The sequence below is a fragment of the Schaalia sp. lx-100 genome (genome assembly GCF_021083625.1).
Lineage (GTDB): Bacteria > Actinomycetota > Actinomycetes > Actinomycetales > Actinomycetaceae > Pauljensenia.
The window spans coordinates 22,147-46,026 of the sequence record NZ_JAJNRP010000003.1 but is presented as its reverse complement, the minus strand read 5'-3'; the positions used below and the strand labels follow the sequence as shown (position 1 = coordinate 46,026).

The following is a 23,880-nucleotide window of genomic DNA, read 5'->3' as shown; positions in this document are numbered from 1 at the left end:
GAACCGCATAGCACGCACCCCGATCTTCACCTCACCTGCAGGTTATGATCGGGGCTACGTTTTAGGCCTATAGCCTAGGTTTTATGCGCCTGTCACATCGTCAGGAAGCATATCGGCATAACGAGCCAGTTCTTCCTCAATAATTGACTCATCAAGTTTGACGAATACCGGCGAAGGCTTACCAATTTCGCGCCCCACCACCACAGGATGACGTTCCCACGTTGGGAAACCTTCATAATCACCGGTAATAATCGGGTAACCTGCGCGTCCACGGAAATCTTCAGGCAGCACATCAGGATCAAGTTCTGCTACTTCTTCAATCCGAGGCATAGGTGCAATATCGCCCGCGCCCCCCATGATGCTGTCAATCGCATTTGCGGCATGAGGTAAGAATGGGCTGAGCATCGTATTCAGGTCAGATACAGCTTGAGCAAGAACCCACAAAACTGTACGTAAACGCTCCTGCTGCTCAGGGGCTTTCAGCTTGAAAGGCTCTGTTTCTGTGATGTATTTATTTGTTTCCGCCACAAGACGCATAGCCGCACCTAAAGCAGCTTTTTGACGGTGATGACGAATCAGATCCCCCACCTCAGCGAAACCGGATTCAATAGCCGCCAGCAAAGCCTCATCAATTTCTTGGAGCGGACCAGGCTCGGGAATAGCACCACACTTTTTGTGAATCATTGAGGCTGTCCGATTGACGAGGTTACCCCAGCCTGCAACAAGTTCACCATTCGTGCGTCGCACAAACTCTGCCCATGTAAAGTCAGCGTCGGAGGTTTCAGGCCCTGCTGCACTGATGAAATAACGCAGCGCATCAGCCTGATAGCGTTGAAGAAAATCGCGCACATAAATCACGATGCCATGGGAAGATGAGAATTTTTTCCCTTCCATCGTCAGGAACTCACTGGAGACAACCTCTGTTGGCAAGTTGAGTACGCCCAGGTCTTTTGGCTGGCCTTCCTTTGAGCCTTGACCGTTGTATCCCAGTAATTCAGCAGGCCAAATCTGACTGTGGAACACAATGTTGTCTTTACCCATGAAGTAGTACGACAAAGCTTCAGGATCATTCCACCATTGCCGCCATGCTTGTGGATCACCTTGACGGCGCGCCCATTCGATTGAGGCCGATAGATAACCGATCACGGCATCAAACCACACGTACAAGCGTTTTGTGGGTTGATCTTCCCATCCTGGGACGGGGATACCCCAGTCGATGTCACGTGTCATTGCTCGTGGGCGTATATCGTTGAGGAAGTTCTGCGAGAATTTAATAACATTTGGCCGCCATGTTCCCGAATCCTCACGATCATTCAACCAGTGGGAAAGGGCATCTGCTAACGCAGGTAAGTCAAGGAACCAGTGTGTTGACTCAACAAATTGCGGTTTTTCCCCGTTAATACGTGAGTGGGGGTCAATAAGGTCCGTGGGGTCAAGTTGGTTCCCGCAGGCATCGCATTGATCGCCTCGTGCTCCCGGTGTTGAACATATCGGGCATGTGCCTTCAATGTAGCGATCTGGTAGTGTACGCCCTGTTGATGGCGAGATTGCTGCACGGGTGACCTGTTCAATCATGTATCCGTTGTCTCGAACGACCTCGAACATTTCTTGAACGACTGCATAGTGGTTTCCCGCAGTTGTACGGGTGAAAAGGTCATAGGACAAGCCGAGCGCAACAAGGTCCTCCACGATGAGGCGGTTGTTACGATCTGCGAGTTCTCGCGCACTAATACCTTCAGCGTCAGCAGCCACCAAAATAGGGGTGCCATGTTCATCTGTTCCTGACACCATGAGGACTTCATGACCGGCCATACGCATGTAGCGTGAGAATACGTCTGAGGGCACTCCGAAACCAGCAACATGTCCGATATGACGAGGGCCATTGGCGTAAGGCCAGGCGACTGCAGAAAGAATACGACTCATACTGCGTAGTTTAGTCATGTTACTTCGGGACTTTGCTTATCCTTATGCTTCGTGGACGTGTGACACATTCGTGTTCTTTTGTTGCTGCGGATATTCAGCTATGGTGTGACTTGTTAGCGTTACCGGGAAATTATGTTCAACGTCAGGAGATCATGGTGATACGAGCGCTCATCATTGTTGATGTTCAGCCGACTTTTTGCGAAGGCGGAGAACTCCCTATTCTGGGTGGCGACAGATGCGCAGATGATATTGCCTATTTCCTTAAAAAGAACCGTGATCGTTATCGCCTGCTCATCACTACACAGGATTGGCATATTGACCCGGGTGCTCATTTTTCTGCGACCCCAGATTATGTGGATACGTGGCCGCCTCATGCGCAGGCGGGAACAGTGAACGCGCGTATTCATCCGGCTTTGCAGGGTTTCGCATATGATGCGGCGATTCGTAAAGGTCACTATGGCGCAGCTTATTCAGGGTTTGAGGGGATGAATGATGAAGGGGTTTCTTTGAATGCGCTGCTGACTGGGGCAGGCGTCACTCATGTGGATATTGTTGGTTTAGCTCAGTCGCATTGTATATGTGAGACTGCGTGTGACGCGGTGAAATATGGGTTTTCTGTGCGAGTGTTTTCTGATTTGACGGTTCCGGTCACCCCTGAGCTTGGGGAAAAAGCTTCTCGTGTTATGTGTGAGCGCGGTGTTGCGCTAGTTCGTTCGTGTGATGCTCGCTGGTAAGCAGGGTGGCCGCATTTCAGGGAAGATTACGGAGGCAGGCCCAAGCCGCTTTAGGGTATGTTTCAGGTATTTCACTGGGGTATCCCCTGCATTTTACGAGGTGGCGGATACTGTTTCCCTCATACGTTTGCGGGCGAGGGAACGGTTTTTCATTATTCGATACAGGCCCACTCTGGGGGAAAGCAGCCACGCGATACAAAATCCGATACCGTGGACAATAACGATCATGGCTCCTGAGGCAACGTCTTTGTGGTAGCTCACGAGTATTCCAATAAATGTGCATGCGATGGAAAATACTGGGGCGATGACAAGCATCCGTCCGAAACGATCTGTGAGTAGGCGCGCAGTTGCTCCTGGGATGATAAGTAAGGCGACGACGAGGATGACGCCGACGACTTGTAAGGCAACCACTGTTGTCACCGCGAGCGCACCGAGGAGAAATGCGTTGAGGCGTTTAGGGGAAAGTCCTACTGCGAAAGTATGAACGGGGTCGAAGGCGTTGAGGATGAGGTCTTTGCGCAAAAGAATCAGGACTGTTGCGACAGCCAGTGAGAGGATGATGACTTGAATCATGTCTTTTGTGAGGACACCAAGGATGTTGCCAAAAATAATGTGTGTGAGGTCAACATGGCTGGGTGTGATAGAGACAAGAAGCAGGCCTGTCGCAAAGAAAATAGTAAAGACAATGCCTATTGCAGCATCTTCGCGGATGCGTGTTTTTTGTTTAACAATTCCGATGAGGGCCACCGATAAGGCTCCCGAGATAAAAGCGCCGATGGCGAAAGGAATTCCAAGGATATAGGCCAAGACAACACCAGGTAAGACGGCGTGGGATACAGCATCACCCATAAGGGACCATCCGACCAGTATGAGCCAGCATGAAAGTAAGGCGCATACCAGTGCGGCGGCCATAGAAGTTACTAGGGCACGTGTCATGAATCCGTAGCTGAAAGGTTCGATGATGTAGTCAATGAGTATCGCGTGGAGCATGCTTTTCCTCGTCGTTTTTCGTGTGCTCTGTTTTTTGGGGTGCTGCATGCAGCCATTGTGAGAGCACGTATCGACGTTTCTTGAGTTTTTAGTTTTCTGTGGAATTCGACGTGCTTTTGTTAGCGACGATTCCGAAAACTTGTGCGAGGATTTCTGGGGTACAGACAATATCTGGAGTGTCGTGGATGAGGACTCTGCCGGCGAGCAGGAGTGCTTCATCTGCGAAAGTGGATAGTCCCGCGAGGTCATGTGTGGCTACTAGCAGTGTTTTATTACGTGTGGCCAAGCCGCGCATGAGTGTACGGATTGTTTGTTCTGAAGCGTGGTCTACTCCAGCGAAAGGCTCGTCAAAGAGTAGGAGTTGCGCGTCTTGCGCTATGCCTCGGGCAACGAAAGCGCGTTTTCTTTGGCCGCCAGAGAGGGCACCAATTTGTCGGTGCCGTAGGTCTGTTAGGCCGACCATTTCTATTGCTTGATCGACTGCGTTTTTATCTGCTTTTCGGGGGCGTCGTAGGAAGCCCATATGTCTTTGACGACCAGAAATCACAATATCTTCGACACTGATGGGGAAGGTGGTATCGACATCTTCGTTTTGAGGTACGTAAGCGATTCTTCCGGCAGCTCGTGCTCGAGCTGGGTTCAAACCGCCGATGGTTATTGTTCCGGTGGTTGGTTTGACGAGTCCGAGTATGGATTTCAGGAGGGTTGATTTACCTGACCCGTTCACACCGACAAGAGCACACAGCTTTCCAGATTGCAGTGTCAAATTGACATCATCTAATGCGTGTACGTCACCGTAGTCAACAGATAGGTGTGTCACTTTTAGAGCTGTGTGCTCTTGTGTAGGCGTTGTCTGGGTCAATTTTTTGCTCCGGTAAGGGCGTGAGCGATGAGTTGAGCATCGTGTGTAATCAGGTCAAGGTAGGTAGGAACCGGACCATTTTTATCACTGAGGGAATCGACGTAGAGTACTCCACCAAATTGCGCGTCGGTGGCATCGACGACTTGTTGCATGGGGGCGTCTGAAACGGTTGATTCACAAAATACTGCGGGAATGTTGTGTTCTTTCACAAATTCAATGGCTGAGGCGATTTGCCCTGGGGTTGCTTGGTTTTCTGCGTTTACTGCCCACAGGTATTTTTCAGTGAGTCCTGCGTCTTTTGCGAGGTAGCTGAATGCGCCTTCACAGGTAACTAATGCGCGTTGGTTTTCGGGTAGAACAGAGAGGGTATCAATGAGGTCTGTGCGCACTTTGTCGAGTTTTGTTTTGTAGGTTTCAGCGTTGTTTCGGTATGCCTGCGCGTGTTCTGGGTCAATGTCAGCAAATGCGCGCGCCATATTATCAACGTAGGTTTTTACGTGCGTTGGTGACATCCAGGCATGGGGGTTGTCGTGCCCTTGAGCGGCATCTTCAGCAATAGGAATCGAGGGGACTCCTTGAGAGGCCACGATATGTGGGACGGCTGCTTCGGCGATAAATTTTTCAAACCATAATTCAAGGCCAAGGCCGTTGTCGATGACAAGGCGGGCTTTTGAGGCTTTTGCGATATCCCCCGGTGTGGGTTCGTATCCGTGGATTTCTGCGCCTTCTTTGGTGATAGAGACAATGTCCAAGTATTCACCAGCGACGTTGCGTGCAATATCTGCGAGGACTGTGAATGTGGTGGCCACTGTTGGTTTATCGCCTGTGGGTGTGGCGCTTTGTGTGCCAGATGGTGCTGTATTTATTGAGCTGCATGCAGCAAGGAAAAGGGCTGCAATGGATATGGTGCTCACGACGGTTGCGCGGATGCGGGAAAATGTACGCACGATACCTCTTTCGTAATTTTTCGGGTACCCGAAATATTACCTACTTTTTTCAGGAAACGCCACCTAAAAACAGGGACTATAGGCCAAAAACAGCAATCCCCTTAACAAAACAACGCAACACGCGCTCTTGTAAAGGGGATATAAAGGACCTACGTCCGTTAATTTCTACTGGCCAACAGAGGTTAAATCTGCCTGCGCTGGATCAACCTTTGGCTGTCGGGTAACAACTTTATGTATCAGCCACACGCATAAGAACAATGGCAAACCAATATAACTGGACAGTAAAGCTGTCATATCAGCATTTCCTAGCAACGCCTCTACGTTCTGCCCCACAACCACGATGGCACACATCACCAAGGCAATAATCGGACCCGCAGGATACAAGCGCGCCCGATAAGGCAAACGCGCAACATCAAAACCTTGAACCGCCAAAGCCTGACGGAACTTCATATGCGACCAAGCAATACCCATCCACGTAATAAAGCCAGCCAAACCTGAAGCATTCACCAACCACGTATAGGCCGCACCATCACCGATTAATGAGGAAATGAAACAAATAGCACCAATTGCCGCAGTCGCAGCCAAAGCAAGAACAGGAACACCGTACTTATTTGTGCGGCCAAATACCGCTGGCGCCGAACCGCGTTGAGCCAAAGCGTACAACATGCGAGTAGAAGCATACAGACCCGAATTACCAGCAGAAAGAATCGACGTTAAAATCACCGCGTTCATCACCGCCGCAGCAGCAGCAATCCCCGCACGATGAAATACCAAAGTAAAAGGAGACACTGAAATATCTGAAATCTCAGAGTTCAACAAATTCTGATCAGCGTAAGGAATCAAGAAACCAATGACAGCGATCGTCCCAATATAGAACAGCAAAATACGCCAGAAAATCGTACGAATAGCTCGCGGCACTGTCTGAGAAGGATTATCAGCCTCACCAGCGGCAACCCCTACAAGCTCAGTCCCTTGGAAACTGAAACCCGCCACCATAAAAATAGCGAGGATCCCCATTCCACCGCCCACAAAAGGCGCATCCCCTTCAACCCAGTGAACGAAACCCGGTGATTCTCCACCAAGAATACCGAGGATCACCAACAACCCGAGGACAAGGAATACAATAACAGTCACTACTTTAATAAAAGCAAACCAGAATTCACCTTCCCCGTAGGCCCGCGCCGACAGCGCATTCAACAGAATAAGGACTGCCAAAAAGAGCGCTGACCAAACCCAGCCGGGAGTATCCGGAAACCAGAATTTCATGACAAGCGCCGCTGCTGACAATTCTGCTGCCACCGTAATTGCCCAGTTAAACCAATAATTCCACCCCAAAGCGAAACCAAAACTTGGGCTAATAAAACGTGTCCCATACTCCCCAAAAGAGCCAGCCACTGGTAAATATGTCGCCATTTCACCCAGAGACTGCATCAGCAGGTACACCATGAAACCAATCAAGGTGTAAGCCACCAGAGCGCCACCAGGACCGGCTGTGGAGATAGTTTCACCGGAAGCAACAAAAAGGCCAGTGCCTATCGAACCGCCGATAGCAATCATCGTTAAATGTCGTGTACGCAATGTGCGCTTCAATGTATGACGCTCTGCAGGCGTGCCGCTGTCAGGCATTCCAATCTCCTTGTATTCACTGTGTCCGCATATGCGTATGTGGGACACACCTGCCTATTGTGAAGTATTGCTTTCCAGTAGCGCTGTTCGTTCTAAAATATGGCATTTCCGCTTATCAGTACACTATGAGCACTTTTGTTCACGACAAATCTCGATGCGCTAGTGCCGCCTGATATAGGTCATTTTTTCTTGCCCCCGTAGCCTGAGCAACCTGACCTGCGGCCTCTTTCAGTCGCATACCTTCAGCAGCAAGGGCAAGAACAGCGCCCACATGATCTGCAGGATCAGCCATGCCACGATAGCCCTCAACAACAATAGTGATTTCACCGAGTACGTCATTTTCTGTGGCCGCAATTAAGCTTTCCAGATCTCCTCGGATAATTTCTTCATGGCTTTTCGTCAGTTCACGACAGATCACTGCTCGGCGTTGTGGGCCAAAAGCTTGTGCCATCTTCTGTAGGCTCTGGTGGAGTCGCCGCGGAGATTCAAAGAATATGAGCGTATGAGAATCTCGTGCGAGCCCGTCAAGGAAACGTTGGGCTTCACCTTCTTTACGGGGTAGGAACCCCTCAAAACTGAAACGATCTGATGGCAGGCCAGAAACAGCTAAAGCCGTCACGGGAGCCGAAGGACCCGGCAAGGCTGTGACTCGCACCCCTGCTTCCACGGCTTCACTGACTACTCGATATCCGGGGTCAGATACTGTCGGCATTCCCGCATCAGAAACAAGCAGAACATGAGCACCGTTCTGCGCTTGAGCAACAAGGCTATGTGCGCGGTCTTTCTCGTTGTGATCGTGCAAGCTTATGAGGGAACCGACTACTCGTACATCTAACCGGTGAGCTAAAGCTAAAAGGCGGCGGGTGTCTTCCGCAGCAACAATATCTGCTTGCGCTAGCGCATGTACGAATCGGGGGGATGCGTCACCGATATCACCAATAGGTGTAGCAGCAATGGTGATGTATCCTTCAGCAGAATTGCGCGCCTGTTGCGTCGTTTTCATTGTTTTATTGTCCCACGCATGTCATAAGAGCTCCACGTTTTGCCCCGCTCTTTCAGACTGATAAGCTGAGGGAAGTTCGTGAGGGCGCGTTGTACTGCAAACGACCTCTCGCGTAAACGAAAGTGGTTATTCGTTTTTAGGCGGCGACCACTTTTCAGATATGTACAAGTGAGCGCAGGTACCCAACACCGATTTTCGGTTGGGAGAGGATAATGACATCAGAAAAACCGGCGAAGGAACAAGATGCCACCGTGTATGAAAATCCATTAGGCGGTGGTAACCCTCATCTGGACGGCCCTCGCTCACGTCAACTCATGATCGCTGAAGCTGTAATTAAAGGCGGCACGACCAGCGTGGAACGCCTTGCAGAGCTGACAGACGTATCCCTTATGACGATCTATCGTGATATTGCTATTTTGGAAGAACGCGGTATCCTTCAACGTCACAGGGGCCAAGTTGTTGCGGTAGCAAGTGGCTTACATGAAGCTGATGCTGAATTTCGCCTCGAACAATCCTCGGCTGCCAAACGAGCAGTGGCTTCAGCCGCGGTATCACTCATCCCCGCAGGTAGTTCACTGATGCTTGACGACTCCACATCTGGAGTGTGGCTGCTTCGCGCTCTAGGCGATCAGGCTTCTATCACCGTGGTCACGAATTCCTTACTTGTAGCCTCTGAAGTTGCTCAAAGCCATTCCAATAAGCTCGTCGTAACAGGTGGCGAATATCAGCCGTGGTCACGTGCACTCATGGGAAATGCGGCTACCGGTTTCATTCGTTCCCTTCATGCTGATTTTTGTGTGATTTCAACATCGGGGATTTCTCGTTTTTCTTGTTTCCATCCTTACCAGGAAAATGCTGAGATTAAACGGGCTATGCTCGATTCCGCTGAAAATAAGATTCTCCTCGTCGATCACACGAAATTTACTCGACGCGCACTCTATGAGTTCGCCACGCTTCAAGAATTTACGCATGTTGTCATTGATGCGCACACACCAGAGAAAATCATTGCCACACTTGAAAAAGAAAAAGTCAATATTTTGGTGGCACGTTAATGCGCGTCGCAATATAAGGGAGGGAACCGGAAAACCCGATCCCCTCCCCCATTATTTTTTCTCAGTGCTTACGTCTTTCCCGCATATGAGAGGCATCAAGTGATCCCCTCAGTGAAAAATACGCAGAACTCAGGTCAGGCCAAATGGTCTACTGTCTTATGAATTGATTCTTGGAGTGCAGCGTAGTTATCCATGTAGCGTCCAAGGAAGAACTGGTATTCCTCGTGTAGCTCTTGATTTGGTTCAAGCACATCAATTTCGTGAACCATATGCTGAGCGGCTTCTTGCAGATCGCTGTAGAAACCTGCGCCTACCGCTGCTGCCATACAGGTACCCAAAGCAACAGCGTCACCCACCTCAGTAAGGCTGATAGGCACACCGGAAACATCAGCGTGCATCTGAATCCAGTCGCGGCTCTTTGTTGCGCCACCGCAGGCCACCATCTTGTTGATGGAGAATCCAGCTGCTTCCATAGCCTTAATATTGTGCGCGGTTCCGTAGCATACTGCTTCCATGATGGCACGGTAGATATGCGCTGGAGTGTGCATGAGGGAAAGGCCCGAAATAATTCCGCGTGCCCGAGAATCTGAATATGGTGTGCGGTTGCCTTGGAAGTATTCATTGATGACCAGACCATCACAGCCAGGAGGAATATTCGCAGCCTGTTCGTCAAGTACTTTGTAAGGATTCAAGCCGACTTTTTCTGCCGCGGCGACAAGATCAGCAGCAAAGTTATCTTTGAACCATTTGAGTACTGAACCTGTGGATACTCCGCCACCTTCAACAGTGTATTGACCAGGAACAACACCATCAGTGTAAGCACCAAAGAAGCCCTTGCCATGGATTTCTGTGGCTGATTGAGCTGAAAGCACATGGGAGGAACCAGTGATTAGTGCTGCTGAACCAGGGTTGAGTACGCCAAGACCGATCTGACCAGCCCATGCGTCTGCTGGACCTTGAGCAACCGGAATACCCGGACGCAACCCAAGTAACTGTGCTGGAATAAGGCCGAGGGTACCGATCTGTCGGCCGATATCCTCAACACGTGCGGGAAGTTTGTCGAAAATGTCACCGCACCCAATGGTTTCGTAGAAATCTACTGGCCAACCGCCGCGATCGCGGTTGTAGTACATGCGGTGAGCAGCAGAGTTAATGTTAATTGTCCATTCGCCGGTGAGCTTGTAGGTCACCCAGTCTGGGGCATCAACGATATGAGCGGCTTTTGCCCAGATTTCTGGCTTATTTTCACGTAGCCATGCAGCTTTGAAGGGAAGCCATTCAGCGATTGCAGGGGAAGTGCCGCCTCCGTTATATAGGCGGGCAACTGATTCAGATTGCTCAGCGCGTTTGGCTTGTTCGGTGGCGCGCACGTCCATCCACATGATGGCGGGGCACAGTTCTTCACCTTTTTCATCCATGACAACCATCGTCAATGTGGTGGCGTCATAGGAGATTCCTGCAATTGATGAGGTAGGGATTCCTGCTGCAGCAAGTGCTTTGTGAGTGGATGCTTGGAGTGCTTGCCACCAGTCTTCAGGCTTTTGTTCGGCCCAGCCTGGACGAGGGTAGTAGGTGCGATAAGCAGTGGCAGCAAAAGTGAGGGGATGACCATTAAGGTCACAAATAGCGACGCGGCATGATTCTGTACCGAAATCAATGCCAAGCAGGTATGGTCCTTCGGTGTTATGCATGTGACTCTCCCTTGAGTTGTCAGGTATTGATAAAGGTCTGCGTGCAAGAAAAGCTCAAGGCTTTCTGCACTCAGTGCTGAGCTCGTTTGGCTTTTGCACGTGCTCACGAAACTTTCAGGTGGAGGTTCACCGTCTTGAAGCTGTGCTGAGCCTGTTCACATATCTGACTCACGTGAAACAACAACGTCTCGAAATCACATCATGACTGATAAATTTAACAGTGTCAATTGATAATAAGTTGAGATTCATGCTTTGAAACAAAGACTTATGCGCCGAGAGCACGAAGTAAAACCCTATTAGACAGCAAATTTTTCGCATGCAAGAATCTGCAAAAAACATGATTTTTCTTTGAATTTTAGCGATTTTTACCGAATATTCCCACCTGATAATCCCTAATTTCACAGCGGAGGATTAGGTGAACAAAAATTTCAGAGCCTCACAAAAATTTTTCACATTTTCACAACTAACACGAAGAAATCCGGAGAAATTCACAGACTTCACATAAAAATCTATACAATAAAACTATGAGCTAGATTACATTCTAGAATAATAAACGTCCAATAATTCTAGTGAGGATTGCTCATAATTTACAGTTTAACAATATCTATATCAAAGTAGCACAATAAGAAAAGAATCCTTGAATCGCACACACATCCCTGCCTTGAAAAAATAAGAAACAGCTTGCACGATGTTCTTAACATGATATATGTTAATTTCAATCCGCAGGAGGAAGTAAACCACTCAGCGCGGTACACAGATCACACACATGTCGCAAGGAAGGGACAAACCATGGGGTATCGAATTGTAGTGGCCTCAGACTTTGCAGGTTTTGACTACAAAGAAGCCATCAAAAAAGACCTAGAAAGCGACCCTCGCGTCGATGAAGTTATTGACGCCGGCGTACTTGCTTCCGACGACACAAAGGAATACCCGCACATCGCAGTCACAGCAGCCCGTAAAATTGCCGACGGCGAAGCCGACCGCGGAATTTTCGTCTGCGGCACAGGTATGGGCGTAGCCATGTCAGCCAACAAAGTCAAAGGTATTCGCGCCTCAACAGCCCACGATTCCTTCTCTGTTGAACGCCTTGTCCTGTCAAATAACGCTCAAATACTCTGCCTTGGCCAGCGCGTCATCGGCCTTGAACTCGCCCGCCGACTCGCAGGCGAATTCCTCGGATACACATTCGACCCCTCATCACATTCAAAAACCAACGTAGACATTTTGTGCGCATACGAAGACTGAAAACTTCTTTCCCACACCACGTGCAAAGCTGCACAACGAACACACAATCTCATTTTCAGATCACATGCGGCACACCCGCAATCACCAGAGATTAAGGAACAATGATGTTAACAACCTCGCTCACAGTATTCTGTATCGGATTACTCGTAGCATTAGCCGGAGGTGCTTTCGGTGCCTCAATCGGCGCTAACTACGGTTTCATCCTCACAGGCTTCGTCGTACTCGCATCATGGGGTATCGTCGTGGCCACCGGCAGCACCTTCAGCCTCGACTACATTGCATTCGGCCCATTCATGGGTCCCCACATCGTCTTTGCTGGCGGTGTCGCCGCAGCCATTTACGCCGCCTACAAAGGCCACATGGATAACGGCAAAGATGTGAACTCCCCTCTCGCTGGCCTAGGCAAACCCAGCGTGCTCTGGGTAGGCGCACTTTTTGGTGCAGGCGGACACATCGTTCAAATCGCCATCACCTACATCCCCTGGTTTGGCTCTCACACCGACTCCATTGCCCTCACCGTCCTCCTTTCCGGTATTACTGCTCGCCTCCTATTCGGCGGCCTGCCCGGGAAAGGCCTTTTCAAAGGTTCACTCCACAACCTCAAAGGCCGCTCAGGAACTTTCGCGCAAAAGATTGCTCCAAGCGACGACTTCGGCTCACAATGGCTACGTTGGCAAGAAAAACCAGGACAACTCAGCGCAATCGGCCTTTCCTTCGGCACAGCAGCTGGCGCGGTTTCCTTAGTACTCGCCTCAATGGTTTCTAGCTCACTCACCGCACGCGGACTCGACGGCTCAGTTGCCATATCCTCAGCAAACACCTTCGCTTTCGGTATTTCAGCCGTTATCATCCTTTTCCTCATCACCAACCGCAACATGCCGGTTCAACACCACGCAACAAATATTGCTGGCCTTGCTGCCATACAGTTCTTCCCCATCGTCGGCGGATCCTTCACCGCCACCGAAGGACTTGGCGCATGGTTCCACGCAAACGAAAGCGCAGTACTCATCACGCTTGTGATCTCAGCAATTGCCGGTGTCGTCACCATGTTCGCCGGCGAATGCTTCGCACGCATATGGCACTCACGCGGCACCTCACACATTGATCCACCAGCTGCCGCCATCTGGATATGTAACACCGCGGTCGTCAGCTTAGCTGCCCTCTTTGCCTAAACCCGATCCTTTGCTCTGATACCAGAGCTTTCCCTACAAAATGACAGCACCCATTTCCACTCACACACAGAAAGGTTGAGACGATGAAACGTACGGCTCCTACTGAGCTATACGACGCATACATCTTTGATATGGATGGCACGATCTACCTCGGGGACGACCTGCTCCCCGGTGCCAAACGCCTCATTGAAGGGCTACGTGAACTCGGTAGGCCCGTACGTTTCCTCTCAAATAACCCCACCAAAGATCCCGAACTTTACGTCGACAAACTCAAAAAACTCGGCATCCCCACACCAATCAACGAAATAGCTAACACCGTAGTAACCACCGTGCGCTGGCTTACAGCACACCACCCAAACGCTACCGTTTTCCCCATCAGCGAAGAACCCCTCAAAAAGGCCCTACGCGACGCAGGAATCAAAATAAGCGAAAACCCGCAAGAAATCGACATCGTTATCGCCTCCTACGACCGCACTTTCGATTACCGTAAACTCCAGATCGCCTTCGATGCTATCTGGTACCACAAACGCGCATTCCTCATCACAACCAACCCCGACCGTTACTGCCCATTCCCCGGAGGACGCGGAGAACCCGACGCGGCAGCAATCGTCGGAGCCATCACCGGATGCACCGGCACCACACTCACAGCCAACATGGGAAAACCTGAACCCATTATGCTCTCAGCAGCTATTGATGGCCTCAATGTTGATCCTGCCCGTTGCATCATGGTGGGTGACCGGCTCACCACCGACATTGGTATGGCAATAAAAACAGGAATGTACTCCTGCCTTTTACTCACAGGAGACTCCACTCTCGAAGAAGCCGAAGCGCTAGACAAATCCCAGCAACCAACCTACGTTCTCGACCGGATCGATCATCTTATTCCTCAGCAAATCCGCGACCAGTGGGGCTGGAAAGACAGCGATAACTAAAACAGCACGCGCCACATGAAACATGCCTCGCCTTTTCCTGCCGCAGCTACCACCGCAACAGGAAAAGCCAAGCCTCCCACACAGCACCCCAATTCAATAAACACATTTCACACACCCAGCAAAGAAGAAAGATACACAAATGTCGAGTGAATTAATTGAGAAAGCACTCACCACCGCAACCGAAACCCGCGACATCATCTTCGGTGATAACGTAACAAAACAAACCGGTACCCTATTTGCCAAACTATTCCCAGGCGCACAAGTACTCCTAGTCGCTGATGGCAACACTTTTGCCGCAACAGGCGAAGCAGTTATTCAATCCCTTCAAGCCGCAAATGTGGAATTCGCTGACGAACCCTACATTTTCCCCGGCACACCCACCCTGTACGCAGGCTACGAAAACGTCGAAATCCTACGCGAATACATCCGTCCCTTTGAGAAGGCAATCGTATGTTCAATCGGTTCAGGATCCCTCAACGACATCGCCAAACTCGCTTCCGGTGAACTCGGACGCGAATACATGAATGTCTGTACTGCTCCCTCAGTAGATGGCTTCGCAGCTTTTGGCGCCTCGATTGCGCGCGACGGTTTCAAAATCACTCGTTCATGCCCAGCGCCCGCCGGCCTTATCGCTGACACAGAGGTCGTATGCAATTCACCTCAACGCCTCATCGCTACCGGATACGGCGACCTCATTGAAAAAATACCCGCCGGAGCTGACTGGATACTCGCAGACGCTTTAGGTATCGAAGCCATCAACGAATACGTGTGGAATATGGTGCAAGGGCCTCTGCGTGATTCTTTAGCTGACCCTGAAGCCATTGCTCAAGGCGACAAAAAGAGCATCGAAAACCTCATGGAAGGCAATCTCATGTCAGGTCTGGCTATGCAAGCCGGCCAGTCCTCACGTTCAGCTTCAGGTGCAGGCCACCAATTCTCCCACACGTGGGAAATGGAAGGCCACGGTTTAGATTGGGAACCACCGCTCTCTCACGGCTTTAAGGTCGGAATCGGCACAATCGCCTCATGTGCCATCTGGGAAGAATTCCTCGCAATGGAAGCCGACGACTTCGATATTGAACATGCTCTTGCCAGCGTAAAAACACCAGAAGAAATCGAAACTCAAGTACGATCCCTCCTGCAACCTCGTATGCAAGACGAAGCATTACGCCACAGCCTCACAAAACGCATCGAAGGCGAAGAACTCGTTGACCGAATCAACCTTCTCAAAGAAAAATGGCCCGAACTGCGTGAACGCTGCAAAGCACAACTCATGTCTCCATCTGATGTCATGGCACGCCTCAAAGCCGTGGGAGCACCCTACCACCCTGAACTCATCAAAATCGACTGGGATCGTTTCCGTGAAACCCACATCAAAGCCCAAATGATCCGTGACCGTTACACGGTCTTTGACATTCTGGTTGATTTAGGTATTTACGACAAGATCATTGAACACCTGTTCTCCAAGGACGGTTTCTGGGGACAGCACCGCCACCCAGAAGCCTGATTTCAACGCACCCATTTACTTTTTGCAAAGGAGATAACAATGTCCAAGAAATACCTCATCGGTATTGATTTTGGTACCCTCTCCGGCCGCGCCGTCATTGTTGATGCCGCAAATGGAGAGCAGGTAGGCACTCACGTCACCGAATACCCTCACGGCGTGATGGACCGCACCCTCACTGCTGGCGACAACCAGCAGCTTCCCCCCGAATTTGCTTTACAAAACCCCGCTGACTACATCAAAGTACTCCGCGAATCCGTGCCCGCAGCAATAAAAGATGCCGGAATTGACGCTAAAGATATCGTCGGCATTGGCGTAGACGCGACCTCAGCAACCGTGTTCTTCACAGATAAAGAAGGAACACCCCTGTGCGAAAAACCCGGTTTTGAAAACAATATTCACGCCTACGTTAAACTGTGGAAACACCACGGCGCACAAGACCAAGCAAACCGCCTAGTCCAAGTAGCTCAGGCTCGCCGCGAAGACTGGCTTTCACGCTACGGTGGCGTACTTTCCTCCGAACTGCTTTTACCTAAAGTTCTCGAAGTATTTGAAATGGCGCCCGATGTTTACGAGGCAACCGATTACATCGTCAACCTCTTGGACTGGCTCACATGGAAAATGACTGGCCGTCTCACAGGTGCCGCCGGCGATTCAGGTTACAAGCGCATGCTCCAAGACGGTGCTTTCCCTTCCTACGAGTACCTTGAAGCCGTCAAACCGGGCTTTGGCACAATGTTCACCGACAAAATGAACTACCCGATTGTGCCTCTCGGCGGTAAAGTCGGCGGTCTGAACAAAGAATTTGCTGATCTGATGGGATTACCTGAAGGTATCGCCGTCGCAGCCGGAAACATTGATGCCCACGTCGTAGTAGCTGGTGTGAATGCTGTTCGTCCCGCACAGCTCACTGCCATTCTTGGCACTTCCTGCTGTTACGTTTTGAACAGTGAAAAATACAGTGACTGTCCCGGAGTTTTCGGAATCGTTGACGGTGGCGCTGTAGATGGCTACTGGGGTTTTGAAGGCGGTCAAACGGCTGTAGGTGATATCTTCGCTTGGTTCGTTGACAACTGTGTACCCCAAAGCTACAAGGACGAAGCTGATGCGAAAGGCATCTCAGTCCACCAGCTCCTTGTTGAACTCGCAAAAGACCAAGAAGTAGGCGAACACGGGCTTGTGTCCCTCGATTGGCACAATGGTAACCGATCTATCCTTGCAGACGCGCGTTTATCCGGCCTGACAATGGGCCAAACGCTTACGACACGTCCTGAAGAAATCTACCGTTCTTTACTTGAAGCAACAGCTTTCGGTTGTCGAGTCATCATTGACAACTTCGAGAAGCACGGTATCAAAGTCGATGAAATCGTTGCTGCAGGTGGTCTGCTGAAAAATAAGTTCTACATGCAGCTCCTTTCCACTGTTACTCGTCGCCCAGTCACTATTTCCACCTCAGATCAAGCTGGAGCGCTCGGTTCAGCAATTTTTGCGGCCGTCGCAGCCGGAATTTACCCTGACATTTTCTCTGCTGCCGACGCAATGGCTCACGTACAGAAAAATGCGTACACGCCTCACCTTGAAGATTCAGCTAAATACGATGAAATCTACGCGATCTACAAGGAACTACACGATTACTTTGGGCGCTACACACAGGGAGAATCACCTATGCATCGCCTCAAAGATATTCGCGCTCGCATATTCCGGGACCGTGCGGTTGCTGAATCTGAAGCCGAAAACCCCGATGAGGCTCAGGACGTGAAGTGATCCGGCTTAGCGAATTACCTGAAGATATTCAGGAACGCGTCCACGCAACAAGGGAACGGGTAGCTCGTCTCCACGGCGAGTTACCCGCCAATAACCTTGTCGTGTGGACAGCCGGAAATGTTTCCGAACGAGTGGAAGGCACTGATCTTTTTGTTATCAAACCTTCAGGTGTGCGTTACGATGAGCTGTGCGCAGAAACAATGGTCGTTTGCACATGTGATGGAGAAAAAATTGATGACGGCACGCCTTCCGAGCTTTCACCATCTTCTGACACAGCGGCCCACGCCTACGTTTATCGTCATATGAGTAAAGTAGGTGGCATTGTGCATACTCATTCCACATATGCCACAGCTTTCGCCGCTGCCCATCGTCCAATTCCATGTGTACTCACAATGATGAGCGACGAATTTGGCGGTGAAGTTCCCGTAGGGCCTTTCGCAATTATTGGTGATGATTCTATTGGGCGCGGCATCGTTGAGACTCTGAAAGATTCACGTTCCCCTGCCGTGCTCATGGCTAATCATGGCCCTTTCACCATAGGGAAAAATGGCGAGGCAGCAGTGAAAGCCGCTGTCATGGTGGAGGAAGTTGCACGAACTGTCGCAATCGCTGAACAGTTAGGAACCCCGATTCCTGTTGCTCAAAAACACACTGATACGCTCTATGAACGCTACCAGAAGGTATATGGTCAGCATTGAGATTATTGAAACAGGCTCCAAGGGCCGCCGCATGTTGAAAGGACAACAATGGCAAAAATAGCTGTTCTCGGAACCGGCATCATGGCTACGGCTCTTTCGTTCCCAGCCTCAGAGAACGGGAATGAGGTCCGTCTGATCGGCACTTTCCTTGATCGGGAAATTATTGATTCAATTCAAAAAAGTGGAATTCACCCAGATCTTGGCCTTCACGTGAATGAGGGTGTCACAGCCTTCCAGCTTGAAGATGCCGCTCATGTTATCGCTGATGCTGATGTTGTGATGTGCGGCGTGAATTCTTTTGGCATTGAGTGGGCCGGTCAGCAGCTAGCCTCCTTCATGAAACCCGGCCAGAAACTCTTGTGTGTCACTAAGGGGATGCGTGCCGACGAAGATGGGACGCTTCATATTTTGCCTGATGTTATTCGTTCCTATTTTGATCCTCACCTTGCTGACCAGATTTCGTGGAATGCAATTGTTGGTCCTTCAATTGCCGGTGAACTGGCTGTTCATCACGATACTTGCGTGGTTTTTTGTGGCCGTCATGCTGAGGATGTGGAGTATCTTGCTGACCTTTTCCGCACAGATTACTACCATGTGTGGACTTCCACAGATTTCGTAGGCCATGAAACTGGTGCGGCAACAAAGAACGTGTACGCTTTCGCTGCTGGTTTTGCTCAGGGGCTCCTGCGCAAAGCGGGGAAAGAAAATGACCGTTACGTTATGTACAACTACGGAGCCGCCATATTCGCTCAAGGTCAAATGGAGTTACGTTCGTTTATTGAACTCATGGGCGGCAATCCACATACCGCTGACGGTTTAGGAGGGGTTGGCGACATGTTCGTGACCTCGATGGGTGGGCGTAACGTCAAAGCAGGAGCTTTTGTTGGTGAAGGTATTCCTTTCTCTGAGGTGAAAGAACGCTACATGAAAGGTGTCACTCTTGAAGGTGTTGCGGCGATTCAGGTGATTGGTCAGGCTCTGGGGCCGCTCACTGAACGCGGAATAATTGGTGAAGACGAGTATCCGCTCTGTCGTTTCCTTTATTCGGTAGTGGCACAAGATGCCCCACTTGATGTGCCGTGGGACAAATTTTTCCGCACCGTGAAGTAAAAGTATTCGTCCGTCTCTGCTCACAATAGCCTGTCAGCTTTCCCGCAGTGATGCTTTCTGTGCGAAAGTTTCGTCGGTTCAGAATTTTCTTACAAGGCAAGACGGCGTTTCACCAGCACTCCAAGCAATACAGGCAAAGCTGAGGCTACACTCAGAGTACCTGCTCCAAGGGCGATACGTCCCGGAGTGTCTTTCCAAGGCTCTGGAGCACGTAGCGCAGAAGTCTCATTCCTTTTTTCCCGAGCAGGTTCGCTGGTTTTCTTTTTCTTCGCTTCTTCAGAACCTAAAGTTTTGTCACTCTGGGCTTCCTCCGCATTACGTGTTTTCTGCGAAGATTGTTGGGCAGGGTTTACGGGTTTTTCTTTGTTCTGACGAAAATTCTGGCTCCGTGCCTCTGCGTTGTTGGGAGGATTGTGCGCTGCTCCTTCGTTTTCTTTCATCTGAGCATCGGAAGGAATAGTTTCAGACGGCGGAACAGGAGGAGCTGACTGGGCTGGATCCGCTTCATCTTTTGGTTGAGGTGCGCTCAGATTTCCCTCATTCTGCGCTGGAGGCAGGGTAAAGGCGGAAGAAAATGACACATTCACAGGGGAGGCAACTTTCGCGCGGTCACGCTGACCATTTGAAGAATACCAGTAGGATCCTTGCCCCGTCAGCCCTTGAAAATCCACAAAATCTTGAGGAAAAGATCCCCAAAAATCCTTGTTTTGTTCAGTACGAGGAGCCTGAGCTTCACTTCCGTTCGGCGTGCGGATAGCAACCCCCACGTATTCTGGAGTATGGCTGAAACCACCCGCACGGCGAGCAGCACTCATATCAACTCCACGTAGCTGCGCCAAAGTGATTTCTTGTTCAGGAATGGCTTTCCATTCCTGCGTGTTTTCCCGATCAGCTCCGTACCCTGATGCCACTGCTCGAAGTGTCCCATTCCCCTGCGCATCCAAGGTTAAAACAGGGTTTTTAGCACTCCAGTAGGTCATTCCTCCGTAGTAAACAACCGTCCAGCTTCCTGTCCATGACACACGTAAAGAACCGTCACTTCGGACTTCACCTTTTCCTTCAGATATTTCTACCTCACTCTGAGTGGTCCACCCGATCGGTTGTAGGCCAACTTGACGACCGTTACGGTCAAGGCAACGCGTTGCCCAAGAAGCCTGTGTCCATCCGCCGTTGCTATCCGCTTTAACGATGCGAACATGACCGTCTTGTGAGGAGTATAAACCGTCGGCTTCTGTCCATACCGCGGAGCTTCCTTTGCTTCCAGATGTGCCCGCAGACAGGAAATTGCACGTCCCCGGGTTGAAAGAGGCTGAAGAACTTTCGTCATTCATTCCCCACCGTATTTTTACGCCTTCAAGAGGAGTACTACTCCCCTGCTCATCCGAAGGAGCAGGTGTTTCCTCAGCGTGAGCAGGAGCGAGCAGCCACCCGCTTCCAGCCAGCAGAATGGCGGCGGCACAGATGTAGCAGGCTTTCTTCACAGCATGTGTCATTGCCTCAATCATTCCCCTTTTCCTTTCACCTGATCTGTGAAGAAGCTGGGCATTGTCCCTGCCTGCGCGTGCGTGTCTTTTACTTCTTCTAACGCGGGGAGGACACGGGTTTCTTCCGCTTGACTGCTTCGAGGTAAAGACAGCGAAGGAGCAGACTCATTCTCTAATTCTCTGCGACGGTAGCTGCGGCGGGATGGGCGCTGTTCACGTTTTTCCTCGCGTACTTTACGGCGTTCTTCCTCGCGCTGAGCAGCTTGAGGGGATATCCCCACGATAAGAGTTTTTATTGCCAGATAAGCGCCCGTCCCTATGGCGAAAAAGACAAGAGTGGCAGCGGCAATTACTGCGGAAAAAATAAGAAGCCACGTGGAGACTCGATTATCTTCACTCACCTGCACATAAGGAGTTCCCGCGTCCTTTGTTGCCGTTGTTCTCCTTATCGTGGTGTCCTCAGGGAGCGAGGCAGACTCTCCAGTTGTGTCTTCTTCAGAAATATTGCTCTCATTATCTGGGGTTTCTTTAAGAGGCTCGTTCGTGTTCTCTTTATTTTCTGCCGTAGTGTTCTGAGTGTTATTTCCTGTAGTCGTATCATGAGAAACCCCGGGGGCCGCTGCGGGAGCGGGCGCGGTGGAAGTAGAGAAATTCACGGGAGTGAAACTCTCATTATGGGCGTTCTTTTGTCCGTGTGCTCCGATTGTAATGATTCCGCATTGAACTTGGGTGCAATCAACCTGCGAGGCATTTCCTGAACGATCGTAGGTGGTGAACTGTGCTCCTGGAATCGTGAGCTGACCGTTCCAGGTTCCATCAGCATTAATCTGGCCGCCGTTGGCTGCAAAAGAGGTAGAAGAACCCGGGAAAGCAACAAAAAGCTGGTAGCCTGCGGGGTTGGTTTCGTCGTCGTAAGCGTAGCGATAGTTCACGCCGGTAAGGCCCCCATTGCTGGGTGACCAGCTCATCCCGTAAGGATCATCTACCCATCCGAAAAAGACGTAGATACCGCCAAATCCTCCTTTCACGGATTGGAAGCCTGATCCTGCTATTTCTAAAACGCTGGGGGCGTCTGCAGCGAGTGTTCCTGAAGCGATGCTGTAGCTCACCCGGCCTCCGGCGTGCGCTGAAGCTGGCATGAAGAAAAGCCCGAGCAGTGTGCTCATAGTTACCAGCCCTGAAATTATGAGAGTCCTCATTCCTTTCTGGCGAGGCGAATACATGGTTTTCACTTGTTGTGCTCCTTCAGTGGTGGCTGGGTGAATGATCGCTAGGGGACAGTGGCGAAAAAGGACGTTGAGGAATAATCAGGAGATTTGCGGTGTCAGGGTCTTCTATAACTCTGATCGGGTGAGAATACACTGTGCTCAAAGTTTCAGCTTTCAGCACGTCTCGGGGTTTTCCTTCTTCGACGATAGTGCCGTCTTTCATGAGGATAATACGGTCGGCGTAGGCTGCAGCAACATCGAGGGAGTGGACGACAAGAAGAACGCCTCCCCCTTGGCGCGCGTAGTCTCTGGCAATTCCCATCACCATTTCCTGATGGCGGATGTCCATAGCTGCAGTAGCCTCGTCAAGAAAGAGGAGTGGTGTTGCTTGCGATAGGACTCGCGCGAAGGCTACTCGGCCTTTTTCTCCCCCAGATAAAGTGGTGTAGGAACGTTCACGTAGTTCTTCCACTTGGGTCATACGCATAGCGGCTGAGACGATTAATTCGTCTTGTGTTTCCGCTGGTGTTCCCGCCCAGGGAGAACGCCCCATGCGTACCACTTCTTCCACGGTGAAGGGGAAAGAAATACCGATATTTTGCAGGAGAACAGCGCGACGCATAGCAAGTTCAGTCGTATTCCACCGAGATATTTCCCTCTCATTTATCAGCACTTCCCCACGACTCAAAGGCAGATCTGCGCTGAGTGCGGCAAGGAGTGTTGATTTTCCCGCGCCGTTAGGACCGACAAGAGCAACTACTTCCCCCGCGTAAAGGTCAATGTTAATGTCGTGAATAATGCGTTTCCCAGCGATTTCCACTTCCAGATGACGCGCACGAACAAGGCGCTCCCCCACACGGTGAGTATCTGGGATGCGATGATGTCGATTCAGCATCAGGCCCACCCTCCTGAACGTGTACGTGAACGCCGTAAAAGATAGAAGAAGAAAGGCCCGCCCACCAGCGAGGTGAGCATACCGATTGGCAGATCAGCGAAAGTAATCAGCGTGCGTGAGGCAAAATCAGCAACAACAAGGAGGAAAGCTCCGCCTAACGCGCATAGGGCAAGAAGATACCGGTGAGAGGGGCCAACAAGGAGACGTAAAAGGTGTGGGACGACAAGGCCTACGAAAGCAATGATCCCAACAAATGCGACGGCTGCGGATACGAGTAGCGCAACGAGTCCCATTGCGCTCAGGCGCAGCATCTCAACATTGACTCCTAGGTGTCTTGCGGCTTTTTCTCCCAGTGAGAGAAGGTCCAATTGACGGGCCAGAAAAAATGAGGCGCAGATAGCCACAATTCCTAGGGGCGCAATGATTGCTACTTGCTCCCAAAGACTCCCGTTGAGGCTTCCCATCTGCCAGAAAACAATCTGTTCTCTGGCATGTGTAGGCGCGTGGAAAACAATGAACGAGATGATTGCTCCGGCGATAGCGTTCACCGCGACACCGGTCAAAATGAGTGTAATCACCTCAGTACGGCCGTGGTGTCGTGCGAGGAAATAGACTCCCATTGTTGTGACGAAACCACAGATAAAAGCAATGGTAGGTGTCGTCATGGCACCAAGAAAGTTCCATCCGAAAACAATGGAGGATGAGGCTCCCACGGCAGCGCCTGAGGAAACTCCTACGGTCCCGGGTTCTGCCAGAGGGTTACCGAAGATTCCCTGCATGATTGCTCCGGCAACTGCGAGCGCGGCTCCAACTATCACGGCCATGGCGATACGTGGAAAGCGGACGTTCCATAGGGCTTCGTTACCGAAAGGGTGGGAGGGTTCTGGAAGCCAGTGGATTCCCAGGGTGTGCAGGATGCTCCCTGCTACTTCGCGTGCTGGAATAATAAGCTGCCCATATACTGCGGAGATTCCTACCGCGCAGCACAGGCCAACGATAAGAAGTAGGGCAAGAAAAGCGGGGGGTATTCGTTTTTTCAT

At 50.7% G+C, this 23,880-nt stretch carries 20 protein-coding genes; 9 read left to right on the top strand and 11 right to left on the bottom strand.

Going from position 1 to position 23,880, the window contains the following annotated elements; translation table 11 throughout:
• Nucleotides 1-81 precede the first annotated feature (81 nt).
• Entirely contained in the window at nucleotides 82-1,923 is a 1,842-nt protein-coding gene (metG, locus tag LRP54_RS03025; protein ID WP_231204240.1) for a methionine--tRNA ligase, read from the bottom strand.
• A gap of 155 nt (nucleotides 1,924-2,078) precedes the next feature.
• Between metG and LRP54_RS03020 the strand changes: the two genes are divergently transcribed.
• A complete protein-coding gene (locus LRP54_RS03020; RefSeq protein WP_231235089.1) occupies nucleotides 2,079-2,657 on the top strand; it encodes an isochorismatase family protein in 579 nt (192 codons plus the stop codon).
• Between the two features lie 93 nt (nucleotides 2,658-2,750).
• On the opposite strand, the gene LRP54_RS03015 is transcribed toward LRP54_RS03020, so the two are convergent.
• From LRP54_RS03015 to rsmI, 5 genes are all read right to left on the bottom strand, one after another.
• Entirely contained in the window at nucleotides 2,751-3,647 is an 897-nt protein-coding gene (locus LRP54_RS03015; protein WP_231234915.1) for a metal ABC transporter permease, read from the bottom strand.
• A gap of 88 nt (nucleotides 3,648-3,735) precedes the next feature.
• On the bottom strand, nucleotides 3,736-4,467 hold the full coding sequence (locus LRP54_RS03010; RefSeq protein WP_231204236.1) for a metal ABC transporter ATP-binding protein: 732 nt from the start codon (nucleotides 4,465-4,467) through the stop codon (nucleotides 3,736-3,738).
• Between the two features lie 38 nt (nucleotides 4,468-4,505).
• A complete protein-coding gene (locus tag LRP54_RS03005) occupies nucleotides 4,506-5,456 on the bottom strand; it encodes a metal ABC transporter substrate-binding protein (RefSeq protein WP_231234914.1) in 951 nt (316 codons plus the stop codon).
• A gap of 165 nt (nucleotides 5,457-5,621) precedes the next feature.
• Nucleotides 5,622-7,082 (bottom strand): amino acid permease, encoded by a 1,461-nt coding sequence (locus tag LRP54_RS03000; RefSeq protein ID WP_231234913.1) that lies wholly within the window; start codon nucleotides 7,080-7,082, stop codon nucleotides 5,622-5,624.
• Nucleotides 7,083-7,221: 139 nt separating this feature from the next.
• On the bottom strand, nucleotides 7,222-8,085 hold the full coding sequence (gene rsmI / locus LRP54_RS02995) for a 16S rRNA (cytidine(1402)-2'-O)-methyltransferase (RefSeq protein ID WP_231204230.1): 864 nt from the start codon (nucleotides 8,083-8,085) through the stop codon (nucleotides 7,222-7,224).
• 212 nt (nucleotides 8,086-8,297) lie between these two features.
• Here rsmI and LRP54_RS02990 point away from each other — a divergent pair, with 212 nt between their 5' ends.
• Nucleotides 8,298-9,137 carry a DeoR/GlpR family DNA-binding transcription regulator gene (locus LRP54_RS02990; RefSeq protein WP_231204228.1) on the top strand — a complete coding sequence of 280 codons (840 nt, stop codon included), beginning with the start codon at nucleotides 8,298-8,300 and terminating at the stop codon, nucleotides 9,135-9,137.
• A gap of 134 nt (nucleotides 9,138-9,271) precedes the next feature.
• Here the strand turns inward: LRP54_RS02990 and LRP54_RS02985 are convergent, their stop codons facing one another.
• The gene (locus LRP54_RS02985) at nucleotides 9,272-10,828 is read right to left on the bottom strand and encodes an FGGY-family carbohydrate kinase (protein WP_231234912.1); all 1,557 of its coding nucleotides are present in this window, start codon (nucleotides 10,826-10,828) and stop codon (nucleotides 9,272-9,274) included.
• Nucleotides 10,829-11,617: 789 nt separating this feature from the next.
• Here LRP54_RS02985 and LRP54_RS02980 point away from each other — a divergent pair.
• The 7 genes from LRP54_RS02980 (at nucleotide 11,618) to LRP54_RS02950 (ending at nucleotide 19,253) form a co-directional block, all read left to right on the top strand.
• The gene (locus LRP54_RS02980) at nucleotides 11,618-12,073 is read left to right on the top strand and encodes a ribose-5-phosphate isomerase (protein ID WP_231234911.1); all 456 of its coding nucleotides are present in this window, start codon (nucleotides 11,618-11,620) and stop codon (nucleotides 12,071-12,073) included.
• Nucleotides 12,074-12,174: 101 nt separating this feature from the next.
• A complete protein-coding gene (locus LRP54_RS02975) occupies nucleotides 12,175-13,245 on the top strand; it encodes a hypothetical protein (protein WP_231234910.1) in 1,071 nt (356 codons plus the stop codon).
• 83 nt (nucleotides 13,246-13,328) lie between these two features.
• Entirely contained in the window at nucleotides 13,329-14,177 is an 849-nt protein-coding gene (locus LRP54_RS02970; protein ID WP_231204220.1) for an HAD-IIA family hydrolase, read from the top strand.
• A 139-nt stretch (nucleotides 14,178-14,316) separates the two neighbouring features.
• Nucleotides 14,317-15,684 carry a sn-glycerol-1-phosphate dehydrogenase gene (locus LRP54_RS02965; RefSeq protein ID WP_231204218.1) on the top strand — a complete coding sequence of 456 codons (1,368 nt, stop codon included), beginning with the start codon at nucleotides 14,317-14,319 and terminating at the stop codon, nucleotides 15,682-15,684.
• Between the two features lie 39 nt (nucleotides 15,685-15,723).
• The gene (locus tag LRP54_RS02960) at nucleotides 15,724-17,445 is read left to right on the top strand and encodes a ribulokinase (RefSeq protein WP_231234909.1); all 1,722 of its coding nucleotides are present in this window, start codon (nucleotides 15,724-15,726) and stop codon (nucleotides 17,443-17,445) included.
• Nucleotides 17,442-18,143, top strand: a complete 702-nt coding sequence (locus LRP54_RS02955; RefSeq protein WP_442984585.1) for an L-ribulose-5-phosphate 4-epimerase — start codon at nucleotides 17,442-17,444, stop codon at nucleotides 18,141-18,143. Before LRP54_RS02960 ends, LRP54_RS02955 begins: the two co-directional genes overlap by 4 nt.
• A gap of 48 nt (nucleotides 18,144-18,191) precedes the next feature.
• Nucleotides 18,192-19,253: an NAD(P)H-dependent glycerol-3-phosphate dehydrogenase gene (locus tag LRP54_RS02950; protein WP_231204214.1), complete on the top strand. Its 1,062-nt coding sequence runs from the start codon at nucleotides 18,192-18,194 to the stop codon at nucleotides 19,251-19,253.
• 89 nt (nucleotides 19,254-19,342) lie between these two features.
• Here the strand turns inward: LRP54_RS02950 and LRP54_RS02945 are convergent, their stop codons facing one another.
• The 4 genes from LRP54_RS02945 to LRP54_RS02930 all read right to left on the bottom strand — a co-directional run bounded on the left by LRP54_RS02945 (nucleotide 19,343) and on the right by LRP54_RS02930 (nucleotide 23,880).
• Complete coding sequence (locus tag LRP54_RS02945) at nucleotides 19,343-20,758, bottom strand: hypothetical protein (RefSeq protein ID WP_231234908.1); 1,416 nt, start codon at nucleotides 20,756-20,758, stop codon at nucleotides 19,343-19,345.
• Nucleotides 20,755-21,846, bottom strand: coding sequence for a hypothetical protein (locus tag LRP54_RS02940; protein ID WP_231234907.1), 1,092 nt, complete (start codon nucleotides 21,844-21,846; stop codon nucleotides 20,755-20,757). Before LRP54_RS02940 ends, LRP54_RS02945 begins: the two co-directional genes overlap by 4 nt.
• A 136-nt stretch (nucleotides 21,847-21,982) precedes the next feature.
• Nucleotides 21,983-22,840 carry a heme ABC transporter ATP-binding protein gene (locus tag LRP54_RS02935; RefSeq protein ID WP_231234906.1) on the bottom strand — a complete coding sequence of 286 codons (858 nt, stop codon included), beginning with the start codon at nucleotides 22,838-22,840 and terminating at the stop codon, nucleotides 21,983-21,985.
• Nucleotides 22,840-23,880, bottom strand: a complete 1,041-nt coding sequence (locus LRP54_RS02930; RefSeq protein ID WP_231234905.1) for a FecCD family ABC transporter permease — start codon at nucleotides 23,878-23,880, stop codon at nucleotides 22,840-22,842. The genes LRP54_RS02935 and LRP54_RS02930 overlap by 1 nt, the downstream gene beginning before the upstream one ends.

What these genes read in the sequence shown, in the direction of transcription:
- metG (WP_231204240.1), bottom strand. Translation starts at nt 1,923, where the DNA reads ATGAGTCGTATTCTTTCTGCAGTCGCCTGGCCTTACGCCAATGGCCCT.
- LRP54_RS03015 (WP_231234915.1), bottom strand. Translation starts at nt 3,647, where the DNA reads ATGCTCCACGCGATACTCATTGACTACATCATCGAACCTTTCAGCTAC.
- LRP54_RS03000 (WP_231234913.1), bottom strand. Translation starts at nt 7,082, where the DNA reads ATGCCTGACAGCGGCACGCCTGCAGAGCGTCATACATTGAAGCGCACA.
- rsmI (WP_231204230.1), bottom strand. Translation starts at nt 8,085, where the DNA reads ATGAAAACGACGCAACAGGCGCGCAATTCTGCTGAAGGATACATCACC.
- LRP54_RS02990 (WP_231204228.1), top strand. Translation starts at nt 8,298, where the DNA reads ATGACATCAGAAAAACCGGCGAAGGAACAAGATGCCACCGTGTATGAA.
- LRP54_RS02985 (WP_231234912.1), bottom strand. Translation starts at nt 10,828, where the DNA reads ATGCATAACACCGAAGGACCATACCTGCTTGGCATTGATTTCGGTACA.
- LRP54_RS02980 (WP_231234911.1), top strand. Translation starts at nt 11,618, where the DNA reads ATGGGGTATCGAATTGTAGTGGCCTCAGACTTTGCAGGTTTTGACTAC.
- LRP54_RS02975 (WP_231234910.1), top strand. Translation starts at nt 12,175, where the DNA reads ATGATGTTAACAACCTCGCTCACAGTATTCTGTATCGGATTACTCGTA.
- LRP54_RS02970 (WP_231204220.1), top strand. Translation starts at nt 13,329, where the DNA reads ATGAAACGTACGGCTCCTACTGAGCTATACGACGCATACATCTTTGAT.
- LRP54_RS02965 (WP_231204218.1), top strand. Translation starts at nt 14,317, where the DNA reads ATGTCGAGTGAATTAATTGAGAAAGCACTCACCACCGCAACCGAAACC.
- LRP54_RS02960 (WP_231234909.1), top strand. Translation starts at nt 15,724, where the DNA reads ATGTCCAAGAAATACCTCATCGGTATTGATTTTGGTACCCTCTCCGGC.
- LRP54_RS02950 (WP_231204214.1), top strand. Translation starts at nt 18,192, where the DNA reads ATGGCAAAAATAGCTGTTCTCGGAACCGGCATCATGGCTACGGCTCTT.
- LRP54_RS02945 (WP_231234908.1), bottom strand. Translation starts at nt 20,758, where the DNA reads ATGATTGAGGCAATGACACATGCTGTGAAGAAAGCCTGCTACATCTGT.
- LRP54_RS02935 (WP_231234906.1), bottom strand. Translation starts at nt 22,840, where the DNA reads ATGCTGAATCGACATCATCGCATCCCAGATACTCACCGTGTGGGGGAG.
- LRP54_RS02930 (WP_231234905.1), bottom strand. Translation starts at nt 23,880, where the DNA reads ATGAAAAAACGAATACCCCCCGCTTTTCTTGCCCTACTTCTTATCGTT.